Source organism: Burkholderia sp. IO2, from assembly GCF_029522185.1.
Lineage (GTDB): Bacteria > Pseudomonadota > Gammaproteobacteria > Burkholderiales > Burkholderiaceae > Burkholderia > Burkholderia cenocepacia.
The window spans coordinates 121,759-143,148 of record NZ_JAKWFH010000012.1; the positions used below are offsets into that span (position 1 = coordinate 121,759).

Here is a 21,390-nt window from a genome sequence, read left to right on the forward strand (position 1 = left end):
GCATCAGCAATGACCGCTAAAGGCACCATCCTCGTCACCGGCGGAGCCGGCTATATCGGCTCGCACACGACCGTCGAGCTGCTCGACAACGGCTACGACGTCGTGATCGTCGACAACCTCGTCAACAGCAAGGCCGAATCAGTGCGCCGGATCGAGCGGATCACGGGCAAGACGCCCGCGTTCCACCAGGTCGACGTGTGCGACGAAGCCGCGCTCGCGAAAGTGTTCGACGCGCATCCGATCACCGGCACGATTCATTTCGCGGCGCTCAAGGCTGTCGGCGAATCGGTCGAGAAGCCGCTCGAGTACTACCAGAACAACATCGGCGGGCTGCTCGCCGTGCTCAAGGTCATGCGCGAGCGCAACGTCAGGCAGTTCGTGTTCAGCTCGTCCGCGACCGTGTACGGCGTGCCCGAGCGCTCGCCGATCGACGAATCGTTCCCGCTGTCCGCGACGAACCCGTACGGCCAGTCGAAGCTGATCGCCGAGCAGATCCTGCGCGATCTCGAAGTCTCGGACCCGTCGTGGCGAATCGCGACGCTGCGCTACTTCAACCCGGTTGGCGCGCACGCAAGCGGGCTGATCGGCGAGGATCCGGCCGGCATCCCGAACAACCTGATGCCGTATGTCGCGCAAGTCGCGGTCGGCAAGCTGGAAAAGCTGCGCGTGTTCGGCTCGGACTACCCGACGCCGGACGGCACCGGCGTGCGCGACTACATCCACGTCGTCGATCTCGCGAAGGGGCACATCGCCGCGCTCGACGCGCTCGCGAAGCGCGACGCGAGCTTCGTCGTGAATCTCGGCACCGGGCAAGGCTACAGCGTGCTCGAAGTGGTGCGCGCGTTCGAGAAGGCGTCGGGTCGTCCGGTGCCGTACGAACTCGTCGCGCGCCGCCCGGGCGACATCGCCGAGTGCTATGCGAACCCGCAGGCCGCGGCCGACATCATCGGCTGGCGCGCGACGCTCGGCATCGAGGAAATGTGTGCCGACCACTGGCGATGGCAGGAGAGGAACCCGCGCGGTTTTGTATAATCCGCTGTCCATTTTCCGAGCGGTCCCATGCTCAGCTTCGCGTCCGGCTTCATCGTCTCCCTGCTCGTCACGCTGTTCATCGTGCGCTACGCGCACCTTCACGAGAAATTCTCGATCGACAGCGACCTGGCCGGCGTGCAGAAATTCCATGTGCGGCCGGTGCCGCGGGTGGGCGGCATCGGGATCCTCGCCGGGGTCGTCGTTGCCGCGCTGGTGCTGTTCCGGCGCTATCCGACGATCTCCGGCAGCATTCTCGGGATCGTTGCCTGCGGGCTGCCGGCGTTCCTGTCCGGCCTCGTCGAGGATCTGACCAAGCGCGTATCGCCGCGTGCGCGGCTGCTCTGCACGATGGGCGCGGCCGCGCTCGCATTCTGGCTGATGCACATCGCGGTCACGCGCATCAGCGTGCCGCCGCTCGACTTCCTGCTCGGCTACGTCGCCATTTCGGCGTTCGTCACCGTGCTCGCGGTCGCCGCGCTCGCGAATGCGATCAACATCATCGACGGCTTCAACGGGCTCGCGTCGATGGTCAGCTTCATGATGTTCGCGTCACTCGCGTATGTCGCGTTCCACGTCAACGACCCGGTCGTGATGTCCGCGTCGATCATCATGATGGGCGCAGTGCTCGGCTTCTTCCTGTGGAATTTCCCGGCCGGGCTGATCTTCCTCGGCGACGGCGGCGCATATTTCATCGGCTTCATGCTCGCGGAACTCGCGATCATGCTCGTGATGCGCAACCGCGAAGTGTCCGCATGGTACCCGGTGCTGCTGTTCATGTATCCGATCTTCGAGACCTGCTTCTCGATCTACCGGAAGAAGTTCATTCGCGGGATGTCGCCAGGGATTCCGGACGGCGTGCACCTGCACATGCTCGTGTACAAGCGGCTGATGCGCTGGGCCGTCGGCACGAAGCATGCGCACGACCTGACGCGGCGCAATTCGCTGACTTCACCTTATCTGTGGCTGCTGTGCCTCGTCGCGGTGATACCGGCGACGCTGTTCTGGCGGCATACGGTGCACCTGTTCGCGTTCGTCGTGCTGTTCGCGGTGACTTATGTGTGGCTTTATCTCAGCATCGTGCGGTTCAAGGCGCCGAGGTGGATGGTGGTGAGGAAGCATCGACAGAGCCGTTGAACGATACGTTCGCTTCCGAACAAAAAAGCGCCCAGCCGGGCGCTTTTTTTACCACTCGGGTTCCGGCCTGGAGCCACGTCACCCGTTCGATGCGACGCGCACCGACGGCACACTCTGCAACACGGGAGCAACCGCCGTCTGGTATTCCGGCACCCAGCGCCGCAGGTCGCGCCGCACTTCGTCATCCGACAGCACACGATGCTGCATCAGCCACGGCAGCAGTTCGTCGAGGAAATTGTCCGGCACTTCGCGCGCCCGCGCGATCCGCAGTTTCGGGTGCGGCGTGCGCGTCGTCGCCTCGTCGTCCGCGAGCAGTTCCTCGTAAAGCTTCTCGCCCGGCCGCAGCCCGGTGAACTCGATCCGGATCTGTTCTTCCGAGAAACCGTACAGGCGGATCAGGTCGCATGCGAGATCGACGATCTTCACCGGTTCGCCCATGTCGAGAATGAAGATCTCGCCGCCGTGCCCCATGCTCGACGCCTGCAGCACGAGCTGCGACGCTTCCGGGATCGTCATGAAGAAACGCGTGATCTCCGGGTGCGTGACCGTGACCGGGCCGCCCTTCGCGATCTGCTGCTGAAACTTCGGAATCACGCTGCCCGCGCTGCCGAGCACGTTGCCGAAGCGCACCGTCTCGAACTGCGTGCGCCCGCTCGTCTGCTGCAACGCCTGGCAGGCCATTTCGGCGAGACGCTTGCTCGCGCCCATCACGTTGGTCGGATTGACGGCCTTGTCGGTCGAGATCAGCACGAAGTGACGCACGTCGTGGCGGATCGCCGCCCGCGCCACGCGATAGGTGCCGAGCACGTTGTTGCGCAGCGCCTGCCATGCGTTGTGCTCTTCCATCAACGGCACGTGCTTGTAGGCGGCCGCATGGAACACGATGTGCGGCGCATGGCGCGACATCACCTGATCAAGCAGCAGCGAATCTTTCGCGTCGCCGATGATCGGCAGCACGGGCAAATCCGGAAAGCGCTCGCGCAATTCCTCGGTCAGCCGGTACATCGCGTATTCGGACAAATCGAACGCAACGAGCTGCGCCGGCGCGAAGCGCAGGATCTGCCGGCACAGTTCGGAGCCGATCGAGCCGCCCGCGCCCGTCACCATCACGACGCGGCCGCGCAGCAATGCTTCGACGTGCGGTGTATCGATCGTCACGGCCTCGCGGCCGAGCAAATCCTCGAGATCGATGTTCCGTACCTGCGACAGGAAGCCCTGTCCCGGCATCAGCGCGGTCAGCGACGGCAGCACCATCGCCTTCACGCCGGCCCGCACGCACAGGGTCGCGACGCGGCGCTGGGTTTCGACCGACGCCGACGGAATCGCGATGATCGCGTATTCGACCTTCATCGCATCGGTCCAGTGTTTGAGGTCGTTGAACGAGCCCAGTACCTTGTAACCGTAGATTTCGCGACGTTGCTTCGTAACGTCGTCGTCGAGCAGGCCGACGAGGCGCCATTCGCCGGAGCGCGACAGTTCGCGTGCGAGGCTCGCGCCGGCCGTGCCGGCGCCGAGCACCAGCACGGGCTTGCCCTTGCCGACGAGCCCGCCGTACAGGTAGTACTCCTTGGTCGCGCGATACAGCGCGCGGGCGCCGCCCATCGCCAGGAACAGCATCAGCGGCGACACGAGCAGCACCGAGCGGGGGATGATCGGGTGCGGCTGGAACATCACCGCGCCGATCATCACGATCATGCCACCACCGGCAACCGCCTTCGCGATCCGAACGAGGTCGGGAAGGCTCGCGAATACCCACAGGCCGCGATAGAGGCCGAACACGTGGAACATCAGCGCGTAGACGGGCAGCACCCAGACGAGCGCCGTCAACGCGCCTCCCATGAACTCGGGCGGAACACTGCCGTTGAATCGGACGAGATAGGCGAACAACCACGCGGCGGCGACCGCCGTCAAGTCAAACAGAAACGCGCTCAGCGAAAGCCATGATGCTTTGGATCGCAACATCGGCGGGAAACCTCAAGAGTTATTTTCGGCAGCCGACCGAAACCGGTGCCAACGCATGTCGATCGCCCATCCGATACATGCCAGGACGCTATACCACGCGAAGAACGACAGCCATTGCTGCGATTCCGGGCGGCCTATTGCCCACGCGGCGACGATTATGCCTGCGAGCATGACGAGATACCAATAAAGAGCGGTCCGGCGATGACCCACCCCCGCCCGGATCATCCTTTGATAGTAATGCTCACGATGCGCCTGCCAGAACTTTTCGCCGCGTAACAGACGTCTCAAAAGTGTTACAGATGCATCGGCAATAAAGGGCGCGAACACAAGCGCCGGAAACCAGATCGGCCACACGCCCTCGCTCCAGCCCCAGTAGCCAAGCGCTCCCGCCAGGAATCCGAGCGGAATCGAGCCGGCGTCGCCGAGAAACAGCCGGGCGGGGTGGAAATTCAGCAGCAAGAACCCAAGCGCGGCGCCGGCAACAGCCGCGCCGGCCACGGCCAGATCCGGCGACGGCGTCGGACTCGTCAGCGCCGCGATCGCATACGCGCCGAAGCCGAACAGCGCCATGCCACCCGCGAGGCCATCCGCACCGTCCATGAAGTTGTACAAGTTTGTCAGCCAGACCATTACGAAGCCGATGCCGACCAGCAACCACCACGGTGCGTGGGCCGGAAACACGGCGAGCAGCGCGATCACCGCCGCGAGGTGCGCCGAGAACCGCACACGGGCGGGGAGCCCGCGCCGGTCGTCGATCTGGGACATCGCGGCAAGCCCTGCGGCGGCGGCGGCAATCAGCCACAAGTGCGGCGCCAGCGCGAGCAATGCGATGACGCAGACCGGTACGATGCCCCATCCGCCGACGCGGGGCGTCGGCAGCGTGTGGAGCGAACGGTCGTTCGGAATATCGGTGGCAAGGCGCCACGCCAGGCCAGTCGCGAGCAATACACGCAGGACGACCGTCGACGCGATGGCAGTGGCCAGCGCCACCGCGGCCGCTTCGGGCCACGTGGATATCGAAAAATGCATGTCGGCTATTGTTGTGTATCGCGCGAACGATACCATGCGGCGGTCGCCTCGAGGCCCTGTCTTGTCGTGTAAGGCGGATGCCAGCCGAGCACGCGCGTGATCCGGCCCGTATCCAGCTGGAGGCTGCCGGTCAGACGGTCGATCGCCGCGCGGCGGCCGGTCAGCGTACCGAGCGCTCGCAGCACCGCGGACGGGACGGCGATCAGGCGGGCCGGCTTGCCAAGCGCATCGCCGACCAGAAGTAACAGACCGGCGACCGACGGCGCATCGTCGTCGGCGACGTGGAAACATTCGCCGGCAGCACGCGGATCGATCGCGCATTGCAGCAATGCGTCAGCCAGGTTGTCGACGTAGACGATGCTGCGGCGTGCCGCGATCGAGCCGAGCGGCAGCGGCATCCCGCGCGCAACCACGTCCATCATCCGCAGGAAGTTCGCGCGGACCGCCGGACCGTAGACCAGCGGCGGCCGAACGACCACGACGTCGAGCCCGTTCGACTCACCGAATTGTGCAAGTTCGCGCTCGGCGCGCAGCTTCGAGCGGCCGTAGGCGTCCTGCGGATCAGGACTCACCGCTTCCGACAACGGCGCGCCACCGTCACGCTCGCCGACCGCCTTGATGCTGCTTGCGTAGACGATGCGGCGCACGCCACGCTGACGCGCGGCTTTGGCGAGACGCAAGGTACCGGCGACATTGGTGGCGTCGAACGCGGCGTCGGGATCCGGCGACTCGTCGCGCATCACGTGCACACGCGCCGCGAGATGGATCACGCAGTCGACCTCAAGGTCGCCGGGCCACGTGTCACTCAGACCATCGAAATCGGGCGCATCGTGTACCCATTCGCGCACGCCTGGCATGCATTCGCCCGGCCGGCGCACCAGGCCAGTAACGTCATGCCCCCGCGCGAGCGCGAGCCGGCACACCGCGCGGCCGACGAAGCCATTCGCACCTGTCACGACGATGCTGCTCACCACCACCTCCAGCCGAAGCGGTTGTAGAACTTGAAAGCCGATGCAGCGAACATCCGGATATGCGCAAAGCCCTTGCGGGACGCTCCACCGCCGTGGTGAACCACGCGAACCGACGGGACATACGCGACACGGGCAAAGTCGTGCGTTCGCAGACTCAGGTCGTAATCCTCGAAGTACAGGAAATAGCGGGGATCGAACCCCCCGAGCTTTTTCAGGACTTCAGTGCGGAACAGCATGAAGCAGCCGCTGATGATCGGGGGGTCCCATACGATATCGCGATCGTTGATGATGTCGCGCATTTCGTAGCGGGCAAGGCGATTCGTGAACGGTTGCCGGAACCGCGACGGCAGGAAGCCACGCACGAGCAGGTCAAGGAGCGCCGGATAGCGGCGACAGAGGTATTGCGGCTCGCCGGATTCGTCGCCGATACGGGGCGCGAGCGCACCCGCATCCAGATGCGAATCGAAGAACTTGCGCGCGGCAACCAGGGCATGCGAGTCCAGATCGATATCCGGATTCAGGATCAGATGAAGCGGACGCGTCGATAGGTCGATCGCGAGATTGTGCCCTCGCCCATAGCCGACATTGCCGTGCCCCGTCAGAACCCGGCATCTGATGCCCTGCGCGTCGAGCGGACGTACTACGGCGCCGACATCGCCAAGGCCGCCGTTATCGACCAGATACAAGTCGACCGGATATCCCGGCGATACCGCGCGTAAATGCGCGCAGGCCGCGCCCAAGCTGACGAGCGTCTGCTCGAGTTGAACTGCGTCGGGATGGTATACGACGATGGAAACCGACAAACCGTCAGCATCTCGCGGGGGCACGCTTATTACATTCATCCGTGGTTCGACAACGCGCTCGCATGATGAAGCGCCGATTGTATAGGACAGCCCATTCCGTCCGTCTGGACACAGGACGGCTGCTGCAAGCAGGTCGCGTTCATCTCGGGCAATTAGTCGGCCTGCTCGGGAAGCAGCCGCTCATTCTCCATGGCCGCCCGGTTTCGGATCGCATTGCGAAACAGATCGGAGGGCCTCGGGATGCAGCCCGCGGCCGTCGTCTGCTTAACAAGCGACGTGTGCCTAGTCCGGATTGCATGCGACGTACCCGGAACGATCTTGTGGATACCGCCACTGTTGATGACGGAAATGTTCCATCCCCAATCTTCATACCCGATATTGTTTTTGAAATCGGTGCCCGTATACGGCACCGATCTCAAAAAATCCCTGGACGTGAAGACGAGGGACGTCCACGCATTGGTAAATGCGAGCTGCGCGACATGGAAGCTGGGATCTTCCATGTCGACGTGCAGATAGATATTGGGTGTAGCGCCAAAACACACGTTCACTTCCGGGTGCCACGCGACGTTGCGGGGATCGGCTTCCGCGGCCTTGTGCGCCGCGACGAGCCAGTCGGCACACCAGATGTCGTCCGCATCGAGAAACCCGATCCATTTCCCGTTTGCTTCGTCAGCGGCGGAATTGCGCGCATAGCCGAGGTCACCATGCTCGACCGTTACGATTCGCAGATCCTCGCGCCGCGACGCGTATTCTTCAAACACCTGCAGCGTCAGCGCGTTCGGCTTGTCGAGAACGGCGAGCATTTCGACACGTAATCCGGCCGCCGCCGCGACATCCGCGCTGCGCGACAAGCTATTGAGCGAGGCATGCGCAAGCAGCCCCTCGGCGTGGCCATTGATGACTGCAGTAATATCGAACTTCGTCATGGTCAGTTGATAAACGACGGAGATACGCGCAGAGTTGCGCAGAACTGCTCCCACGAGTGCTCGCTTTGCACCCAGTCGATCATGCGCTCCGCACGTCTCCTGGCTTCATCGGGACGGTGGACAATGTCCTCGAGCGCGGCAACATATGGATCGGCCTCCTTGTATGACTGGACCAACCACCCTGTCCGCTCCGTCACGAGATCCGGAATCCCGCCTACTGCAGATGCAACCATGGGAATACCCGTGCATGCGATATCGGCCAGCGTCAGCGGCAAGCCATCCCAGAGCGAGGTATAGAGAAACGCATTGTAGTCGTTGATCGGCAGATTCGCCGTCGACGTGAACGGGCCCTTGACGGTCAGATTGTCGAGCGAATGCTGCGCCTCCGCCAGCTTCGACGCATAGGCATCATCTCCGTAGCCGTAAATGTCGAAGTGGAAGTCTGACGCACGCCGGGCGATCTCGATCAGGAGATCGACATTCTTCTGCTTGCAGAAACGACCGGCCCACATCACCCGTTTGCCCGCTTTCGGGCCGCCCTTGTACGTCCCGACCGCTACGTTGCCGACAGGCTGGTGAAGCGTGACCAGCCTCGATCGCATGCTCTCCGGAACACCATAATCCGCCGCCAGCTCATCCATGAAACCAGCGTTGTCGAAATAAACTTTCGTCAGATACGGCACGCTGTCCCGAAAGTGTGTGTCGGCATAGCCAGCCGCGCGGCCGTCCGGCGTATAGTCGCGGCAGAACAGGCACGCATATAGCGCGGTCAACTTGCTCAACGCGGCTCCCTTCTTCGCGATGGCATCCCAGCACGCACCGCTATTGACGTTCATGACCGACTTCGGACGCAACGCCAAGATCAGCGACTCCACCAACTGGATTCGGTCCGCGCGCGTCAGCGATGGCTCGATTTCGGACAGCACACGCACGTGCGTGCCGGCCGGCAGCCATTCGATTGCATCGGTACGGTCGTAATCGGTCAACACGATCAGAGTAGAGTCGATACCGTTTTCCTGAATGCTCGCACGAACGACATTCACCGCGGCAAGGTCGGCACCTCCGCGCACCAGCCATGGCACGAACACGATATGCTCGAACGCGTAGGGTAACGAATCGAAAAGCCTTTGCCACGCACCGATACCGGACCACGACTGTCCGCCATAGCTGATGCCGAGCAATGCGGGCTCCGCAAAAGCAGAGTCGAGCAGGATTGTGGGTTCCAGTTCGCCGGCTTCGGCGACCATCTTCTCGATGGTACCGAGGACGTGGGCGGGCAGCCCACCGTGACGCCCTTCGGGCCGGCCAATCGTCATGTAATGGACGAGCGGATGCATTCCACTCGCCGCGACGTCCGGGTAGGCCCACGTGTACCAGCGCCCGTCGAAGAACCGATGGGCACGGCGCCCCTCGAATCCTCCGTGCCTAACGTAGTGCTCGAGTGGGTCAGGCAGACTTGCCAGATCGGGATTAAGCCTGCAGTACAGTTCAAGGTCGAACAAGCCGGACTGCTCGATGATCTGCCGGGCTTCCTGCGGGGAATATTGCGCGTTGCCCACGCCCGAATCGCGCTGCTCCCCATCGGGATTCGCCAGGCCCGTCGTCAGCCCCGTCACCGGTGTGGCACGGCGCCCCTCTTGCTTGCCGAATGCTAAGTAGTGGACGAGCGGATTGACGTCAGCGGCTCGGACGTCAGGGTAGTCGTCGAGATAGCGGTTACCGTCGAACGACATGCTCGGCTGCCTCGCTTCTCTCCACCCGAACTGCAGGTAGTGAACAACTGGATCGATGGTCGCATCCGCTACGTCCGGATAGGTCGCCAGATAGTACGCGCCATCGAACAACGGCGATGTGCGCAGCATCGCGGCTTCGTCCACTGATACATCCGATGATTCAGTGAAGCGTCTTGCAAGCCTCCCCACGCGCTGACGCGCAGCTCGAAATCGATCAATTAGCATAGTTGATGTACCACTGCCCGTCTGTGGAGATCGACGCGGGATGAACCCGGTCTCTGCCTTTTGCTGCGCGAGCGATACCGTCAGTTTCTGATTGTCCAGCTCGGTGGCGGCATTGATTCTGCGACATTCGTCCAACCTTTTCTCTAGCCATTGCTTCCCGGTAGTAAGTTCATTGATATCGCTCTTGAGTTTGCGCGTCGTTGCTTCGAGCCGTTCGATCTCCGAACGGTGCTCAGCGAGCGCTGCGCTCAGATGTTGCTTGTCCTGCTCCATGGCGACGTTGGCTGCCTTATAGTTGCTCCACTGCTCTTCGAGCCATTGCTTGCCCCGCATCAAAGAGCCGATATCGTCTTTGAGCTGGCTGACAATACCTTCGAGGCGCTCAATATCCCGTTCGTGTTCCCGCCGCGATCCAATCAGGCGAAGCCGTTCCTGCTCGAGGGCGATATTAGTCGAGTAGATCTCTGCCGACGTCTGTATGAGCAATTGCATTGCGCCGGCCAGCTGCTGCGGAAACGCCGCCATGTTTTTCGCGAGCGTCGCCTCCGCCGTCGAGCGCATGTGTGCGGAATCCTTGCTCATCGACTGACCATGGAGCCGGTAGTAGCCAAGTTCTCGTGGCACGAATCGCGCCGTAAATCCGGACGCGACGATTCGGATCCACAAGTCCCAATCGCAGCACCCTCCGAGCAACTTATCAAAGCCCCCCACCGTGTCGAGGGCGGACGCGCGCACCATCACGCAAACTGGCGGGAAATATCCGCCGAGCATGAGCGACGGTAAGATATTGCCATTCAGTTCGGCTCGCGCATGTGCAACTTTATGCGCATCCGCCACTTCACCCTGCTCATTGACACGGACGATGTCGCAGTAAGCCATACCGGCATCGTTGTCGCCGATAAGCGCCTGTGACATTTCTTCGACCATCGTGGGCGCAAGCCAATCGTCGGCATCCAGAAAGACCAGAAACTTCCCGCTGCTGGCCGCGATGGCGTTATTACGCGCGATCGCAACACCCGCATTCGCTTGCACGATCAACTTGATGCGCGGGTCACCCAATGCTTGTACGAGCTCCGCTGGATCTTCTTCGGAGCCATCGTTCACAAGCAGAACTTCGATGTCCTCAAATGTCTGCGTCAGTACACTCTCCAAGCACTGCCGGAGATACTTCAACTGATTGAAAAAGGGGACAATAACCGAAACGGTAGCCATCGAGGTCCTTCAGTCTGATCAGGGCTGTAAGGCAGTGTTCTTTGAAAAGCGTGCAATCGTCTCGCTCATGCCGTCCCGGAAGGATGTCTTCGGCACCCAGCCGAGTACCTGTTTGGCACGCGACACGTCGAGAATACTGACCGGTACGTCAAATGAGCGTGCGGCCTCGTACTTGACGCTAACCGGTGCGCCGAGAATCGCGCAGATCGTCTCGACGATCTGCTTGAGCGACGTGCCCTCACCAGAGCCGATGTTGAAGACGGGATCCACACGCCCGAACGCGGCGCTCGGGGCGTCCATTGTCGCGACGAATGCATCCACCGCATCATCGATATACAGGTAATCGCGAACGACGGAGCCATCGCCCCATATTTGAATGTCGAGTCCGGCCAGCGCGCGCCAAGCGAAGATCGATGCGGCGCCTAACTGGCCCTCGACGTTCTGTCCCGGGCCGAATGGATTGCTGACACGCAGGATGCGTGCGTCTACATTGAACTGCCGGCGATAGAGCATCGCATAGCCCTCAACCGCCGCTTTCGACGCGCCATACACACCGAGCGGCCGCAGTGGATGAGATTCAGCGACCCGATCGGCTTCCGGTACCCCATAGACCGTTCCGCCAGACGAAGCAAAGACGAACGGAATACCCGGATGCCGCCGCATCGCCTCGAGCAGCGCAACGGTACCTGTGACATTAGTGGCCACATCGTCGAGCGGCGCGCTATTTGCCGTTCGCGGCACGGTCGACCACGCAAGATGAAAAACGCCATCGACACCGTCAATGGCGTTGAGCCACGTGTCGACCGACGCACCAAGCGGGCACTCGACGTCATTGGCGTCGTCCACCACCCTTCTCGTTGCACATCGCACGACGTGGCCATTCGCTCGTAGCCGCTCGACGAGCGATCGACCGATAAATCCCGACGCACCGGTCACCAAATAAGTTTTCTTTTCCATTTACGTGCAGAAATCGCCTACCAAGCGCCGACAACTGTGGGTGTGCCCGCAAGTGCTGTCAAACGCCGCCCAATACCTGCCCACATCGATCGATGCTTCGCCGAGGCCGAACCGATTCGCCACGGAGGTCGGGCTCCTTGTTGGCGACACGAATGTATCCCACCGCTGGATCATGCCTCACACTCCCCTTGGTCCTTGGTCCGGTGGCATTCTCGCCCGCCGCTCCAAAGGACAGGCGGCGCTGCGAAGACGAGATAGTCGCCCGCGAGCTTGTCGTATCGGGTGAAGACGCGATCAAAATGTCTGATGCGATTGAGGAAACGGTCGACGCTTTGAGTTCGGTACATCCCGCGACTACGGCGACGCCTGGTCTTTCGATTCGAACAGGGCGAGTTGATCACCTTGGCGTGCGCTGCAGGAGTCCTCGAAGGCATCCAAGCGTAGCATCTGTCAGCCATCACCTCGCTCATGCGTAAGCTCACGACCTTTGAACACCCCGCCCCTTGGCAATGCTCGTTCGCGGAGGACATCCGGCTTCATCGACAGCCACGCAGGTTGGTGGTTGACCCGCCGCGCGAGCGGCCGAGAGCTTGTCGCCGTGTGTTTCGAGCGTGACCCGAAGCTGATGCTCATGCACAACGGTCAAGTACAACGAAAGCAAGAAAAATTATCGCGACAGCATTGTAGCCGATGAGTTTGGCGTCGGGGTTCAAGGAAAGTCATATGTCCGTCGCAGATGAGGATGGAACGCATTGGAAGGGCAACAAACGGTGTCCGAACACTCGCGCCTTGAATAGAGATCCCGCGGACGCCGACATCCGTGTCCATCGTCGGATACGGGGTGACCGGAGCGCAATTGTGTCGTCCAGCCCTGCTGTCGTTTTTGGTGGGGTCAGAAACAGAGCTACCAGAGCAGAAGACATGTCAGGAGCGGGGGCCATCGGTCCCGCAGCGAGCCGCGATGGACCAATTTCTTACCCGTGCGCGGGACGATTGAAGGCGATTACGAGCGCAACCGCCTGCGCGCACGCCATACGGTTTGCAGCCCTCGCCGCGCCAGCTTGATCGCCCACGGCGCCTTGGCCTTCAGGTACTCTACGATCTTCCGCGTCGCAAAAACGGCCTTGCTGTTCTGATAGAAGGCAAGCTGACTTCGCAACACCTGGACTTCTTCCTCCAACGCGCCGGGCGCTGCATGCACCGCCTGCCCGCCCTCAAGAACATACAACGGGAGCTTCACCGCCCCCGACTCGACCATCTTGCCCGTCAACAACGCGTGGTACAACTCACGATGGCGCGCGACACGCTCCGGCGTGTGATACATCGAATTCGGGCGCCGTCGATAGAAGAAATGTATGCCGTTCGTCGCAATGAAGCGCTTTCCGGCGGCGAGTGCCCGAGAATAGAGATCCCAGTCCTCATACGCTTCGAGCTCTTCGCGATACCTCAGCTCGCGCAACACAGCGGTGCGCGCCATGCAGGTCGCAGTCGAAAAGCGATTTTCATACATGCCGAGCGCCCGCGCTTCGCCATAGAACACTGCGTAATCGGCAAATGCGGCCTGTCTACCGATCTGCCCTTCCTCCCGATCCAGGAAGAATCCTGTTTGCGGCACGACGAAATCGAATGCAGGGTTGCATTGCAATGCATTGATCGCCAGTTCGATAAACTGAGGGCCGATGAGATCGTCGGCATCAAGCGTGAGTATGAACTCTCCGCGCACGTGCTGAAGCGCGACATTTCTAGTCGCCGCCAGCCCGATATTCATCGGATTCCGAATGATGCGTATGCGCTCACCTAACGTCTGAATGCGTTCGATCGTGAGGCAACTCAACGCGTCAGTCGAACAGTCGTCAACGACGACGATTTCGACGTTCTCGTAAGTCGACGCCAGGATCGAATCGAGCGTGCGCGGAAGATACTCGCCCAGATTGAAATGCGGTACGACGACCGATACGAGCGGGCGGTCCGCGACCGACTTCGGAGCAGGCCGTGCCTGCAGCACGTCCCACGGCGTCCGACCAGAGGGCGGTTTCAAGACTTCCCGCACGCCTGCCGCATAAGCAACGGCAAGTGCGGCTGCAAGCCCTTCCGCGGTACCGTCGAACTTGCAACAATTGATACCATCACGCCACGGTGAACTGTCACCGAATGCGGGATTGTTCCCGTTCAGCACGCAAATGGCACCCGCGAGCGAAGCCTCGTACGCCGACAGACAGAATGACTCGAACTGCGAAGCCGTCACGCTGATCGACCGGGACAGCAGGTGTGCGCGCTCGATCGGGCTGACATTGTCGAGAAAGACAAAGCGCCCCGCGAGATCCGGTGGAACCATCCGCTGCAGCCGCGCCATGGCGTCCGGCGACGAATGTGCGGCAAATGCGATGTTGCCGCGATACTCCGGATGTGCGCGCAAGAATCCGCACGCCCCCCGGAGAAAGAGATCCGGCCGCTTCAGATACTGGATTTTCGATGGAAATACGATCGGCGTGTCTGCACAAGCCTTGATCGGCTCTCGCGCAACATCGCCGAAATCAAGTGTCACGGGCGGCGCATGGACATGCATGCGAGGCAGCCATTCTTCATCCGAAAAACCGAAGAAGGCTTTGATCGCGTATCCAGCCTCCGGAATCTGCGCGATGACGTAATCAGAATCAGCCAGTGCCTTGCGCTCGAGGTCATAGGTCGCCAGTGCCTGCTTGTCGACCAGCCTGCTGTCGATGTCGGCAAGCAGGCTGTCCACCGTATGCAAACGGATCGCGACGACACTGTCATCGAACTCCCGCCCCAGGAGTTTTTCCTGCGTCGTCGCGAAACCGAGTCCGCCCCAGTCGGGAAATTCAATATAGTCCAGCTTGCCGACTTCGCTTGCGAGCTTGCGAAGTCCCTGGAGAGCACGCACCGATCGCCAGTGCCATTCCGTATCCGTGAACGCCCATTCCGGCGGATAGCAGACACCGTTCGCATCGACGAGCTCGTAATCGAGCTTCGATACGATTATGAGCTTGATCTGTGGATATACCGACGCGAATCGATTCGAATCGAGATCGTCACCGACCCAAACAATGGCCGTTTGCGCCGCCTGCGCGGGATCGAGCGACGACAACATGTTGGCGATGGCGCGACCAATGCCCCCGTGCGTAAACGGAAACAGCTCGGTGGTTACGAAAACTTTCATTGGCCCCTCATCCTCAAATCGCCAGGAATTCGGCATAACGTTGCGTCGATAGCTCGTGAAGCTGATGCTTGTAGTCATCCATCATGCCGATGAGTTCGCTTTCATTCGTAGCGAGCACCTGCTCGATACGATGCGCGACATCTTCGACACTCATCGGATTGTCGACAGCAGTGAGACGGACGTACGGGTGATTCTCGAGACCATCGAGAAACAACGGTCCACGTACACACGGCGTACCCATCGACATAGCCTCGAGGTCGACCATCGGATGGCAATCGATTGTCGTCACGTTCAACACGATGTCCATCGTCGCCATCAGTTCGAGCATGCTCGCGTGATCGCGATATCCGACTTTTTTCACTTTCGTGGAAATCCACTTCGGCAGTTCGAAATCCTTAGCAACCACATAGATCGAATCTACCGAATTAACGGTCTGCGCAGCGAGAACGTTCGTTGCCAGATTCTTCCGCAAATCATTCCATGACGGCGCGAGCGCGCTGTAGCGCCCGGAGCGCGGCGACCGCCGTCGCACCGAACTGCTGTTGACCCTGGGTGGCATGTTGACCAACTGTGGCGCGAAATTGCGCTCCCCGACGATCGGCCCAAGGCCGCGCCGAATCGCGCTGAAGCGTTTGACCCGGCCTTCGCGCGCCATGCGAATCGCCATCTGCGCGTAACGCCGCTCGTCCTCCCACACCCATTGCGCCGTCGTACCGTGCCAGACGAGATACTGGTCGCGGAATCCGTTGTCTGCAAGCGCGTACGTCAACGCGTACATGGAATCGGAAATGCCGTGCAAGACGATCTTTTCGATCGCGCGATCGTGCAGTCGCTGCATGATCACCTCGATCTCGTGCACGGGAATCCCCGTTGATGACGGAATCGCAAGCTTGTAACCAGGCAGCGCACCGACGGCCGAACGGATACCCATCCAGTCGTTATGGAAGATATGGCATACACGGTCGAATCGCGTGTCCGCGTTCGCGTACATCGTATCGCGCGGCGCCTGCCATTCCGCGATCCGCACATCGGGGAATGCGTTCGCGAAATTACTCTGAGGGGCGTCGCTCGTCGCAACCGGCACCACATGAATCGGCGCAATTTCACGATGCGCGTCGGTCATGACACGATGCAGACGTTTGCGCAGGTCCTGCACTTCTCGCAGATCGGCGCACTCCTTGCGCAATCGTTCGATCTCGATCTGCTGTTGTTCGAGCGCACGTTCCTGTCTGTCAATGAGCCGCTGCTGGTTTTCAGTCGTTTCGGCAAAATCGTGAAGCCGACCTTCGAGTGCCGCAACATCGCACTGTTCCAACTCGCTTGCGAGTCCTTGAAGAGCGATCTTCAGTCTGGGCAGGCTCATTCTCATTCGCTCGCCCTCGTCGAGAGGCCGAGACTGGCCATCGGATTGCACGATCGAAACCCGCCGGCCATTCGCGCCGGCCGGCTCGATCTTGTAGACGTCGTGATCTTGAATCACTTCGTGAAAAACCAGCACGTTGCGGTCGGCGGCCAGATCACCGACGTAATCATGCACCCAGCAACCGCCATGCCAATTGTTCTCGCGAAGATCGAACGGCACGAGCTGATTCTCGATCAGCAACAGATAACCTTCGGTCGCCAGCAGACGCTCCATCTCCGCGAGCAGACGGGCGGCATCCTCACGCGTGTTGTGAATCAGCACGGACACCGTGAAGACGACGTCGAACGTGGCTCCTGCAAACGCTTCCGTCACGCTTGGCGCAACGCGAATACGGCGGTCGGCATCCGTCAACGTTGCTGGTGGCTCGTCGAGCAACTGCCGGATCATCGCTTCAGAAAAATCGTAGCCGTGGTAGTCGACGAACGGACATGCCGACAAAACACGCGCCATGCGCCCGAACCCGCAGCCGAAATCGAGCACACGGACTGGCCGACCAAGTTGTTCGCTACGATCGCGCAGGTGGTCGACCAACCAGGCCTCCTGCGCCCGGTACGCGGCACGCCCTTGCTCCGCGCGCCAGTTCTGCTGACGCTCATAATCCGCCCCTGACTGATGCAGCCAGTAGTTCTGATTTGCCTTTTCCATTGATGACCTCACCTACCTGTCGGCGCGTGCGCCGATGATGCGCCCACGCCTTGCCCTTCTACAATGCATCATCCAGTACGCCACTCGTTTCAACCCTGCCCGCATCCAGGGCGGCAGCCGATTCAGACGAACCTGCAATGCGCGCGCTGCCGCAACGACCGCACTTCCTTCGTACGCTGCGAGCTTCACGCGCATAGCCTCGACGGATTCTCCATGCGCCGCGCCGCTCATCCCCTCGAGCACGTACATCGGCAGCGTCATATTTCCGAATGTGATGTGCTTCTTGCGCAGAATGTCGTGGTAGTACAGCCCGATCCTGCGCGTCGCGGCGTCCGAATGTATCATCGAGTGTGCGCGCCGACGGTAGTAAAAATGCACAGCGTTCGTGACAACGAAACGACGACGCGCCATCACTGCCCGCATGTACAGGTCCCAGTCTTCGTAGGCGCTCAGTGATTCGTCGTATCCAAGTGAACGCAGCATTTCGGTGCGGCCCATCATGGTCGCCGTCGAGAAGCGGTTCTGGCACAATCCGGACGATCTCGCCTCCCCTACGAAAGTGATGCATTGGGTCCACACGTCTACCGCCGGATCCGCGTCGGGCCGATCGTCAAAATAGGCCGTTTGCGGCACGACGAATGACACATCATCGTTAAGCGACAGCGCATCCACCCCGATCGACACAAACCGACCGTCAATCAAGTCATCTGCGTCAAGCGTCAATACGAACTCGCCGCGTGCGTGTGAAAGCGCCAGATTCCGCGTGGCAGCCAGTCCGCGATTCTGCGTCGACCAGACCACCCTTATCCGCTCGTCGTTTCTAGCCTGCAGCCGAAGCAGGGCGTCACGGCTTTGGGGATCGGTCGACGCATCGTCGACGACAATCAGCTCGATGTTCGGATACGCGGAATCTAGCGCGCTATCGACCGTGTCCTCGACGTAGCCGCCGAGGTTATAGTGCGGAATCAGAATGCTAACAAGCGCGGCACCCGATACCGGCTTGGCCAGACGCGCGCGCTTCGGTAATGTCCAGGGCCGTGGTCCCGTTGGAACGACAACAGGGTGCAGCGCTTGCGGCGCGGCAAACACCATGGACAACGCACGTTCCAAGCCAGCCGGCGATCCGTCGAACTTCACGCAGTTGACGCCGTCCTGCCACGGCGACTCATTCCCGAATGCCGGATTCACGTCAGCCAGCACGCACAACGCGCCGGAGAGCGACGCTTCGTATGCCGCGAGACAGAATGACTCGAACGTCCCCGGAAACACGCATACCGATTCGCTGATGATGCGATGGCGTTCGGCCGCATCGGCATCGGACACAAAATGGAATCGATCGAGCAAATCATCCGGGATAAGGCGGCGCACCTCGGCCAGATAGTCTGCATCCGCCGCCATCGCGACCAGATAAATCCGCCCGCAATAGCGCGGATTGACCCGGAGAAAATCGCAGCATCCCCGCGCAAAAATATCAGGCCGTTTGATGCGTTGTATCTTCGACGAAAAGACGATCGGCGTATCCCACGTCACCGTGATCGACGCCTGCACCGGCGTGCCGTGATCCAGCACGACGGGTGGCGCATCGATATGTACTCGTGGCAACCATTCGGCATCGTCGAAATCGAAGATCTGCTGCATGGCGGCCGCCGTGCCCGACACCTGACCGATGATCAGATCGCAATCAGCCAGTGCCTTACGCTCCAGGTCGAGCAGTGACAGAGCAGCCCGATCGACGAAACGCGCCTCCATCGAGTTCAGCACGCTGTCCGACGTGTGCAGACGCACGGCAATCGTGGCCTCCTGAAAAGCAAGACCCAATTGCTTTTCCTGCACCGTCGCAAACGCAGCCGCGCCCCAGTCCGGAAACTCGATGTAGTCCAGCGGACCATGTTCGCGTTCGAGCCGCCTGAGCGCTTGCATCGCCCCCACGGAGACGGCGTGCAGTGGATGCGTCGTGTACAGATCCGGACGAACGTAGCGAAAGCCGGTATCGCTGTCGCGTTCGACATACGCTCGTGATGTGGCGTCAACAAACAGCACGCCTGGAAAACGTGTGTTGAATCGTGCCTCGTCGAACGACTCCCCCGTGAAGACCACGGCGACCGCCAACTTGTCTCGGTAACCGCCGGCACCGGAAAATTCCGGCAGGTCGAGCAGATTCGCAATGACGCGACCGATTCCGCCTTGCGTGAAGGGAAACAGCTCGCTTGTAACGAAAACCTTTAGCAACGACATGTGTTCCTCGCGCACGCGGTAATCCGCGCGACTGCCGAAAACAGCGCGAACCCCGCCAAGTCGTCCCGATTGGCAACAGGACGACCACCAACGATCACACGCGACGTCGCATCGCACACAACGGACTGCCGAAATGCAATAGCAGCGTGAACCGAATTCAAAGGAGGCATGCCAGCGAACTCAGACCCGCCGCACTTCCTTGACAGCTCCTGCCTCCATCTCGACGATCACATTGCAAAGATCGTCGATGATGTTCCAGTTGTGCGAAGCAAGCACGAGAATGTCGGCCTTGCCGACGAAGTCCATCATGTGCTTCTCGGCCTTCTTCACGAAATCCGCATCGCCGACACTCAACCACTCGTCCATCAGCAGCACGTCGGCATGCACGCTCGTTACTATCGCGAACGCCAACCGTAAAACCATACCGCTCGAGTAAGTTCGCACCGGCATGTTGAGGTAATCGCCTAGTTCCGAGAATTCCGCGATCTGGGGAGTGAGACGCTGCATCTCGGTTTTGGAAGAACCAAGAATCAGCCCGCGCAGCACAATGTTCTCGTAACCCGTCGCCTCGTAGTCGAGGCCGAGTGTCAGATCAAGCAGGCTGGTCACACGCCCCTGGCTGCGGAACACGCCCGACGTCGGTTCATAGATACCGGCGAGCAAACGCAGCAGCGTCGTCTTGCCCGCACCGTTGTGGCCAATCAATCCAACACGGTCACCCGCGCGGATGTCGAGGGTAACACCGCGCAACGCTTCGACCACTGTCAACTTGTGGCTATCCGATGCGATCCGCCCGCCGGTCACGGACGACAGCATCATTTGCTTCAGCGAGCGGTTGCTTGCGCCATACACCGGCAAGTTGAGGCTGCAATTGTCGAGATTAAGAAATGCCATGACTCAGATCCAGAACGCGATACGGGAACGAAAACGGATGAACAGCGGAATCGCCAGCACGAACAGGATCACCGTCGTGATGCCGGCACCCGCGTAAACCGAAGCGTCCGGCATTGTCCCGTACAGCGGCCCGCGCACGAGTTCGAGAAACATGTAGAGCGGGTTGTAGTGTGCAACGTATGCGCGATGGCCGAGCGCACTGGGCTTCCAGAAAATCGGCGTCAGAAAAAATGCGAGTTGGACAATGCTGCCGACGATGGGCTGCATGTCGCGGAATCGCGCGCAGAAAATACCGAGCAAAAGTGAGAGTGGCACTGCAGCGATCACGATAATCAGCAGACCGGGAATGACCATCAGCCACTGCGGCGTCGGCACGATCTTCGCGTACAACATCACCGGCACGAACGCGAGAATGTTGTGCGCGAAGAATAGGACGTTCCGGTAGACCGATCGAAATATATGCAGCGAGAGGGGAAGCCGTACCGAACGCACGATGCTGTCCGAGCCGATGAACGCATTGCACGCATCGAGGATCAGCGTCGAGATCAGCCCCCAGGTGATGATGCCAAGCGCGAGATAAGGAACGAACTCTTCCGTCTTGATGTTGAGCAACGCACCGTAGAGCGGCCCCATGCCGGCGATCGTGACAACCATTGTGAGCGTGATCCAGAACGGCCCCAGCACCGAACGCCGATAGCGCTGGCGGATATCCTGCCACGCGAGTGTCGTCCAGATCGGGTACGCCTTGATCCCGTCCATCACGTCCCGCATCGCAAGCGTCGCCCTGCTTTCGCCGCCTCGTACTGCAGATAACTGTTGCATGTTTCGTGTGACCCTTTAATCTCAAAAAATAACAATCCACTCACGCCGGCGTGCATGTATCCGTCGCATCACCGGCACAACCGATCCTCATCGCACGCCACGAAAGCAGACTGCATCGCAGGTTGCCGCCCGTGATGTCGTGGCGGCACCTCCTAGTTTCGAGGCCGTATTGTAATGGCCACAACCTCGAAGTTCCATCCTCCGACGCT

The 21,390-nt window shown here is 60.7% G+C and carries 14 protein-coding genes; 2 read left to right on the plus strand and 12 right to left on the minus strand.

The window, feature by feature from the left end:
* Positions 1-9 precede the first annotated feature (9 nt).
* Positions 10-1,032, plus strand: a complete 1,023-nt coding sequence (gene galE / locus MMB92_RS10445; protein WP_062884038.1) for a UDP-glucose 4-epimerase GalE — start codon at positions 10-12, stop codon at positions 1,030-1,032.
* 27 nt (positions 1,033-1,059) lie between these two features.
* On the plus strand, positions 1,060-2,166 hold the full coding sequence (locus MMB92_RS10450) for a glycosyltransferase (protein WP_006496643.1): 1,107 nt from the start codon (positions 1,060-1,062) through the stop codon (positions 2,164-2,166).
* Positions 2,167-2,244: 78 nt separating this feature from the next.
* Here MMB92_RS10450 and MMB92_RS10455 read toward each other — a convergent pair whose 3' ends face one another.
* From MMB92_RS10455 to MMB92_RS10510, 12 genes are all read right to left on the minus strand, one after another.
* On the minus strand, positions 2,245-4,128 hold the full coding sequence (locus MMB92_RS10455) for a nucleoside-diphosphate sugar epimerase/dehydratase (protein WP_080330705.1): 1,884 nt from the start codon (positions 4,126-4,128) through the stop codon (positions 2,245-2,247).
* Positions 4,129-4,140: 12 nt separating this feature from the next.
* Complete coding sequence (locus tag MMB92_RS10460; RefSeq protein ID WP_062884040.1) at positions 4,141-5,157, minus strand: glycosyltransferase family 4 protein; 1,017 nt, start codon at positions 5,155-5,157, stop codon at positions 4,141-4,143.
* Positions 5,158-5,162: 5 nt separating this feature from the next.
* Complete coding sequence (locus tag MMB92_RS10465; RefSeq protein ID WP_275521873.1) at positions 5,163-6,128, minus strand: SDR family oxidoreductase; 966 nt, start codon at positions 6,126-6,128, stop codon at positions 5,163-5,165.
* A complete protein-coding gene (locus tag MMB92_RS10470; RefSeq protein ID WP_062884041.1) occupies positions 6,125-6,970 on the minus strand; it encodes a glycosyltransferase in 846 nt (281 codons plus the stop codon). The genes MMB92_RS10465 and MMB92_RS10470 overlap by 4 nt, the downstream gene beginning before the upstream one ends.
* Before the next feature lie 113 nt (positions 6,971-7,083).
* A complete protein-coding gene (locus tag MMB92_RS10475) occupies positions 7,084-7,857 on the minus strand; it encodes a glycosyltransferase family A protein (RefSeq protein ID WP_062884042.1) in 774 nt (257 codons plus the stop codon).
* 2 nt (positions 7,858-7,859) lie between these two features.
* The gene (locus tag MMB92_RS10480; RefSeq protein WP_062884043.1) at positions 7,860-11,027 is read right to left on the minus strand and encodes a glycosyltransferase; all 3,168 of its coding nucleotides are present in this window, start codon (positions 11,025-11,027) and stop codon (positions 7,860-7,862) included.
* A gap of 18 nt (positions 11,028-11,045) precedes the next feature.
* Positions 11,046-11,984, minus strand: coding sequence for an NAD-dependent epimerase/dehydratase family protein (locus tag MMB92_RS10485; RefSeq protein WP_080330701.1), 939 nt, complete (start codon positions 11,982-11,984; stop codon positions 11,046-11,048).
* A 1,003-nt stretch (positions 11,985-12,987) separates the two neighbouring features.
* Positions 12,988-15,162, minus strand: coding sequence for a glycosyltransferase (locus MMB92_RS10490; protein WP_277562689.1), 2,175 nt, complete (start codon positions 15,160-15,162; stop codon positions 12,988-12,990).
* Positions 15,163-15,175: 13 nt separating this feature from the next.
* The gene (locus tag MMB92_RS10495) at positions 15,176-17,230 is read right to left on the minus strand and encodes a class I SAM-dependent methyltransferase (RefSeq protein WP_080331511.1); all 2,055 of its coding nucleotides are present in this window, start codon (positions 17,228-17,230) and stop codon (positions 15,176-15,178) included.
* Positions 17,231-17,242: 12 nt separating this feature from the next.
* Positions 17,243-19,480: a glycosyltransferase gene (locus tag MMB92_RS10500; protein ID WP_249214498.1), complete on the minus strand. Its 2,238-nt coding sequence runs from the start codon at positions 19,478-19,480 to the stop codon at positions 17,243-17,245.
* A gap of 165 nt (positions 19,481-19,645) precedes the next feature.
* The gene (locus MMB92_RS10505) at positions 19,646-20,359 is read right to left on the minus strand and encodes an ABC transporter ATP-binding protein (protein ID WP_062884048.1); all 714 of its coding nucleotides are present in this window, start codon (positions 20,357-20,359) and stop codon (positions 19,646-19,648) included.
* 3 nt (positions 20,360-20,362) lie between these two features.
* Positions 20,363-21,181 (minus strand): ABC transporter permease, encoded by an 819-nt coding sequence (locus MMB92_RS10510; protein ID WP_062884049.1) that lies wholly within the window; start codon positions 21,179-21,181, stop codon positions 20,363-20,365.
* Positions 21,182-21,390: the final 209 nt, after the last annotated feature.

Excerpts from the sequence above, each read along its gene's own strand:
- MMB92_RS10455 (WP_080330705.1), bottom strand. The coding sequence starts at position 4,128 with ATGTTGCGATCCAAAGCATCATGGCTTTCGCTGAGCGCGTTTCTGTTT.
- MMB92_RS10450 (WP_006496643.1), top strand. The coding sequence starts at position 1,060 with ATGCTCAGCTTCGCGTCCGGCTTCATCGTCTCCCTGCTCGTCACGCTG.
- MMB92_RS10510 (WP_062884049.1), bottom strand. The coding sequence starts at position 21,181 with ATGCAACAGTTATCTGCAGTACGAGGCGGCGAAAGCAGGGCGACGCTT.
- MMB92_RS10460 (WP_062884040.1), bottom strand. The coding sequence starts at position 5,157 with ATGCATTTTTCGATATCCACGTGGCCCGAAGCGGCCGCGGTGGCGCTG.
- MMB92_RS10505 (WP_062884048.1), bottom strand. The coding sequence starts at position 20,359 with ATGGCATTTCTTAATCTCGACAATTGCAGCCTCAACTTGCCGGTGTAT.
- MMB92_RS10495 (WP_080331511.1), bottom strand. The coding sequence starts at position 17,230 with ATGGAAAAGGCAAATCAGAACTACTGGCTGCATCAGTCAGGGGCGGAT.
- MMB92_RS10490 (WP_277562689.1), bottom strand. The coding sequence starts at position 15,162 with ATGAAAGTTTTCGTAACCACCGAGCTGTTTCCGTTTACGCACGGGGGC.
- MMB92_RS10485 (WP_080330701.1), bottom strand. The coding sequence starts at position 11,984 with ATGGAAAAGAAAACTTATTTGGTGACCGGTGCGTCGGGATTTATCGGT.
- galE (WP_062884038.1), top strand. The coding sequence starts at position 10 with ATGACCGCTAAAGGCACCATCCTCGTCACCGGCGGAGCCGGCTATATC.
- MMB92_RS10480 (WP_062884043.1), bottom strand. The coding sequence starts at position 11,027 with ATGGCTACCGTTTCGGTTATTGTCCCCTTTTTCAATCAGTTGAAGTAT.
- MMB92_RS10475 (WP_062884042.1), bottom strand. The coding sequence starts at position 7,857 with ATGACGAAGTTCGATATTACTGCAGTCATCAATGGCCACGCCGAGGGG.
- MMB92_RS10470 (WP_062884041.1), bottom strand. The coding sequence starts at position 6,970 with ATGAATGTAATAAGCGTGCCCCCGCGAGATGCTGACGGTTTGTCGGTT.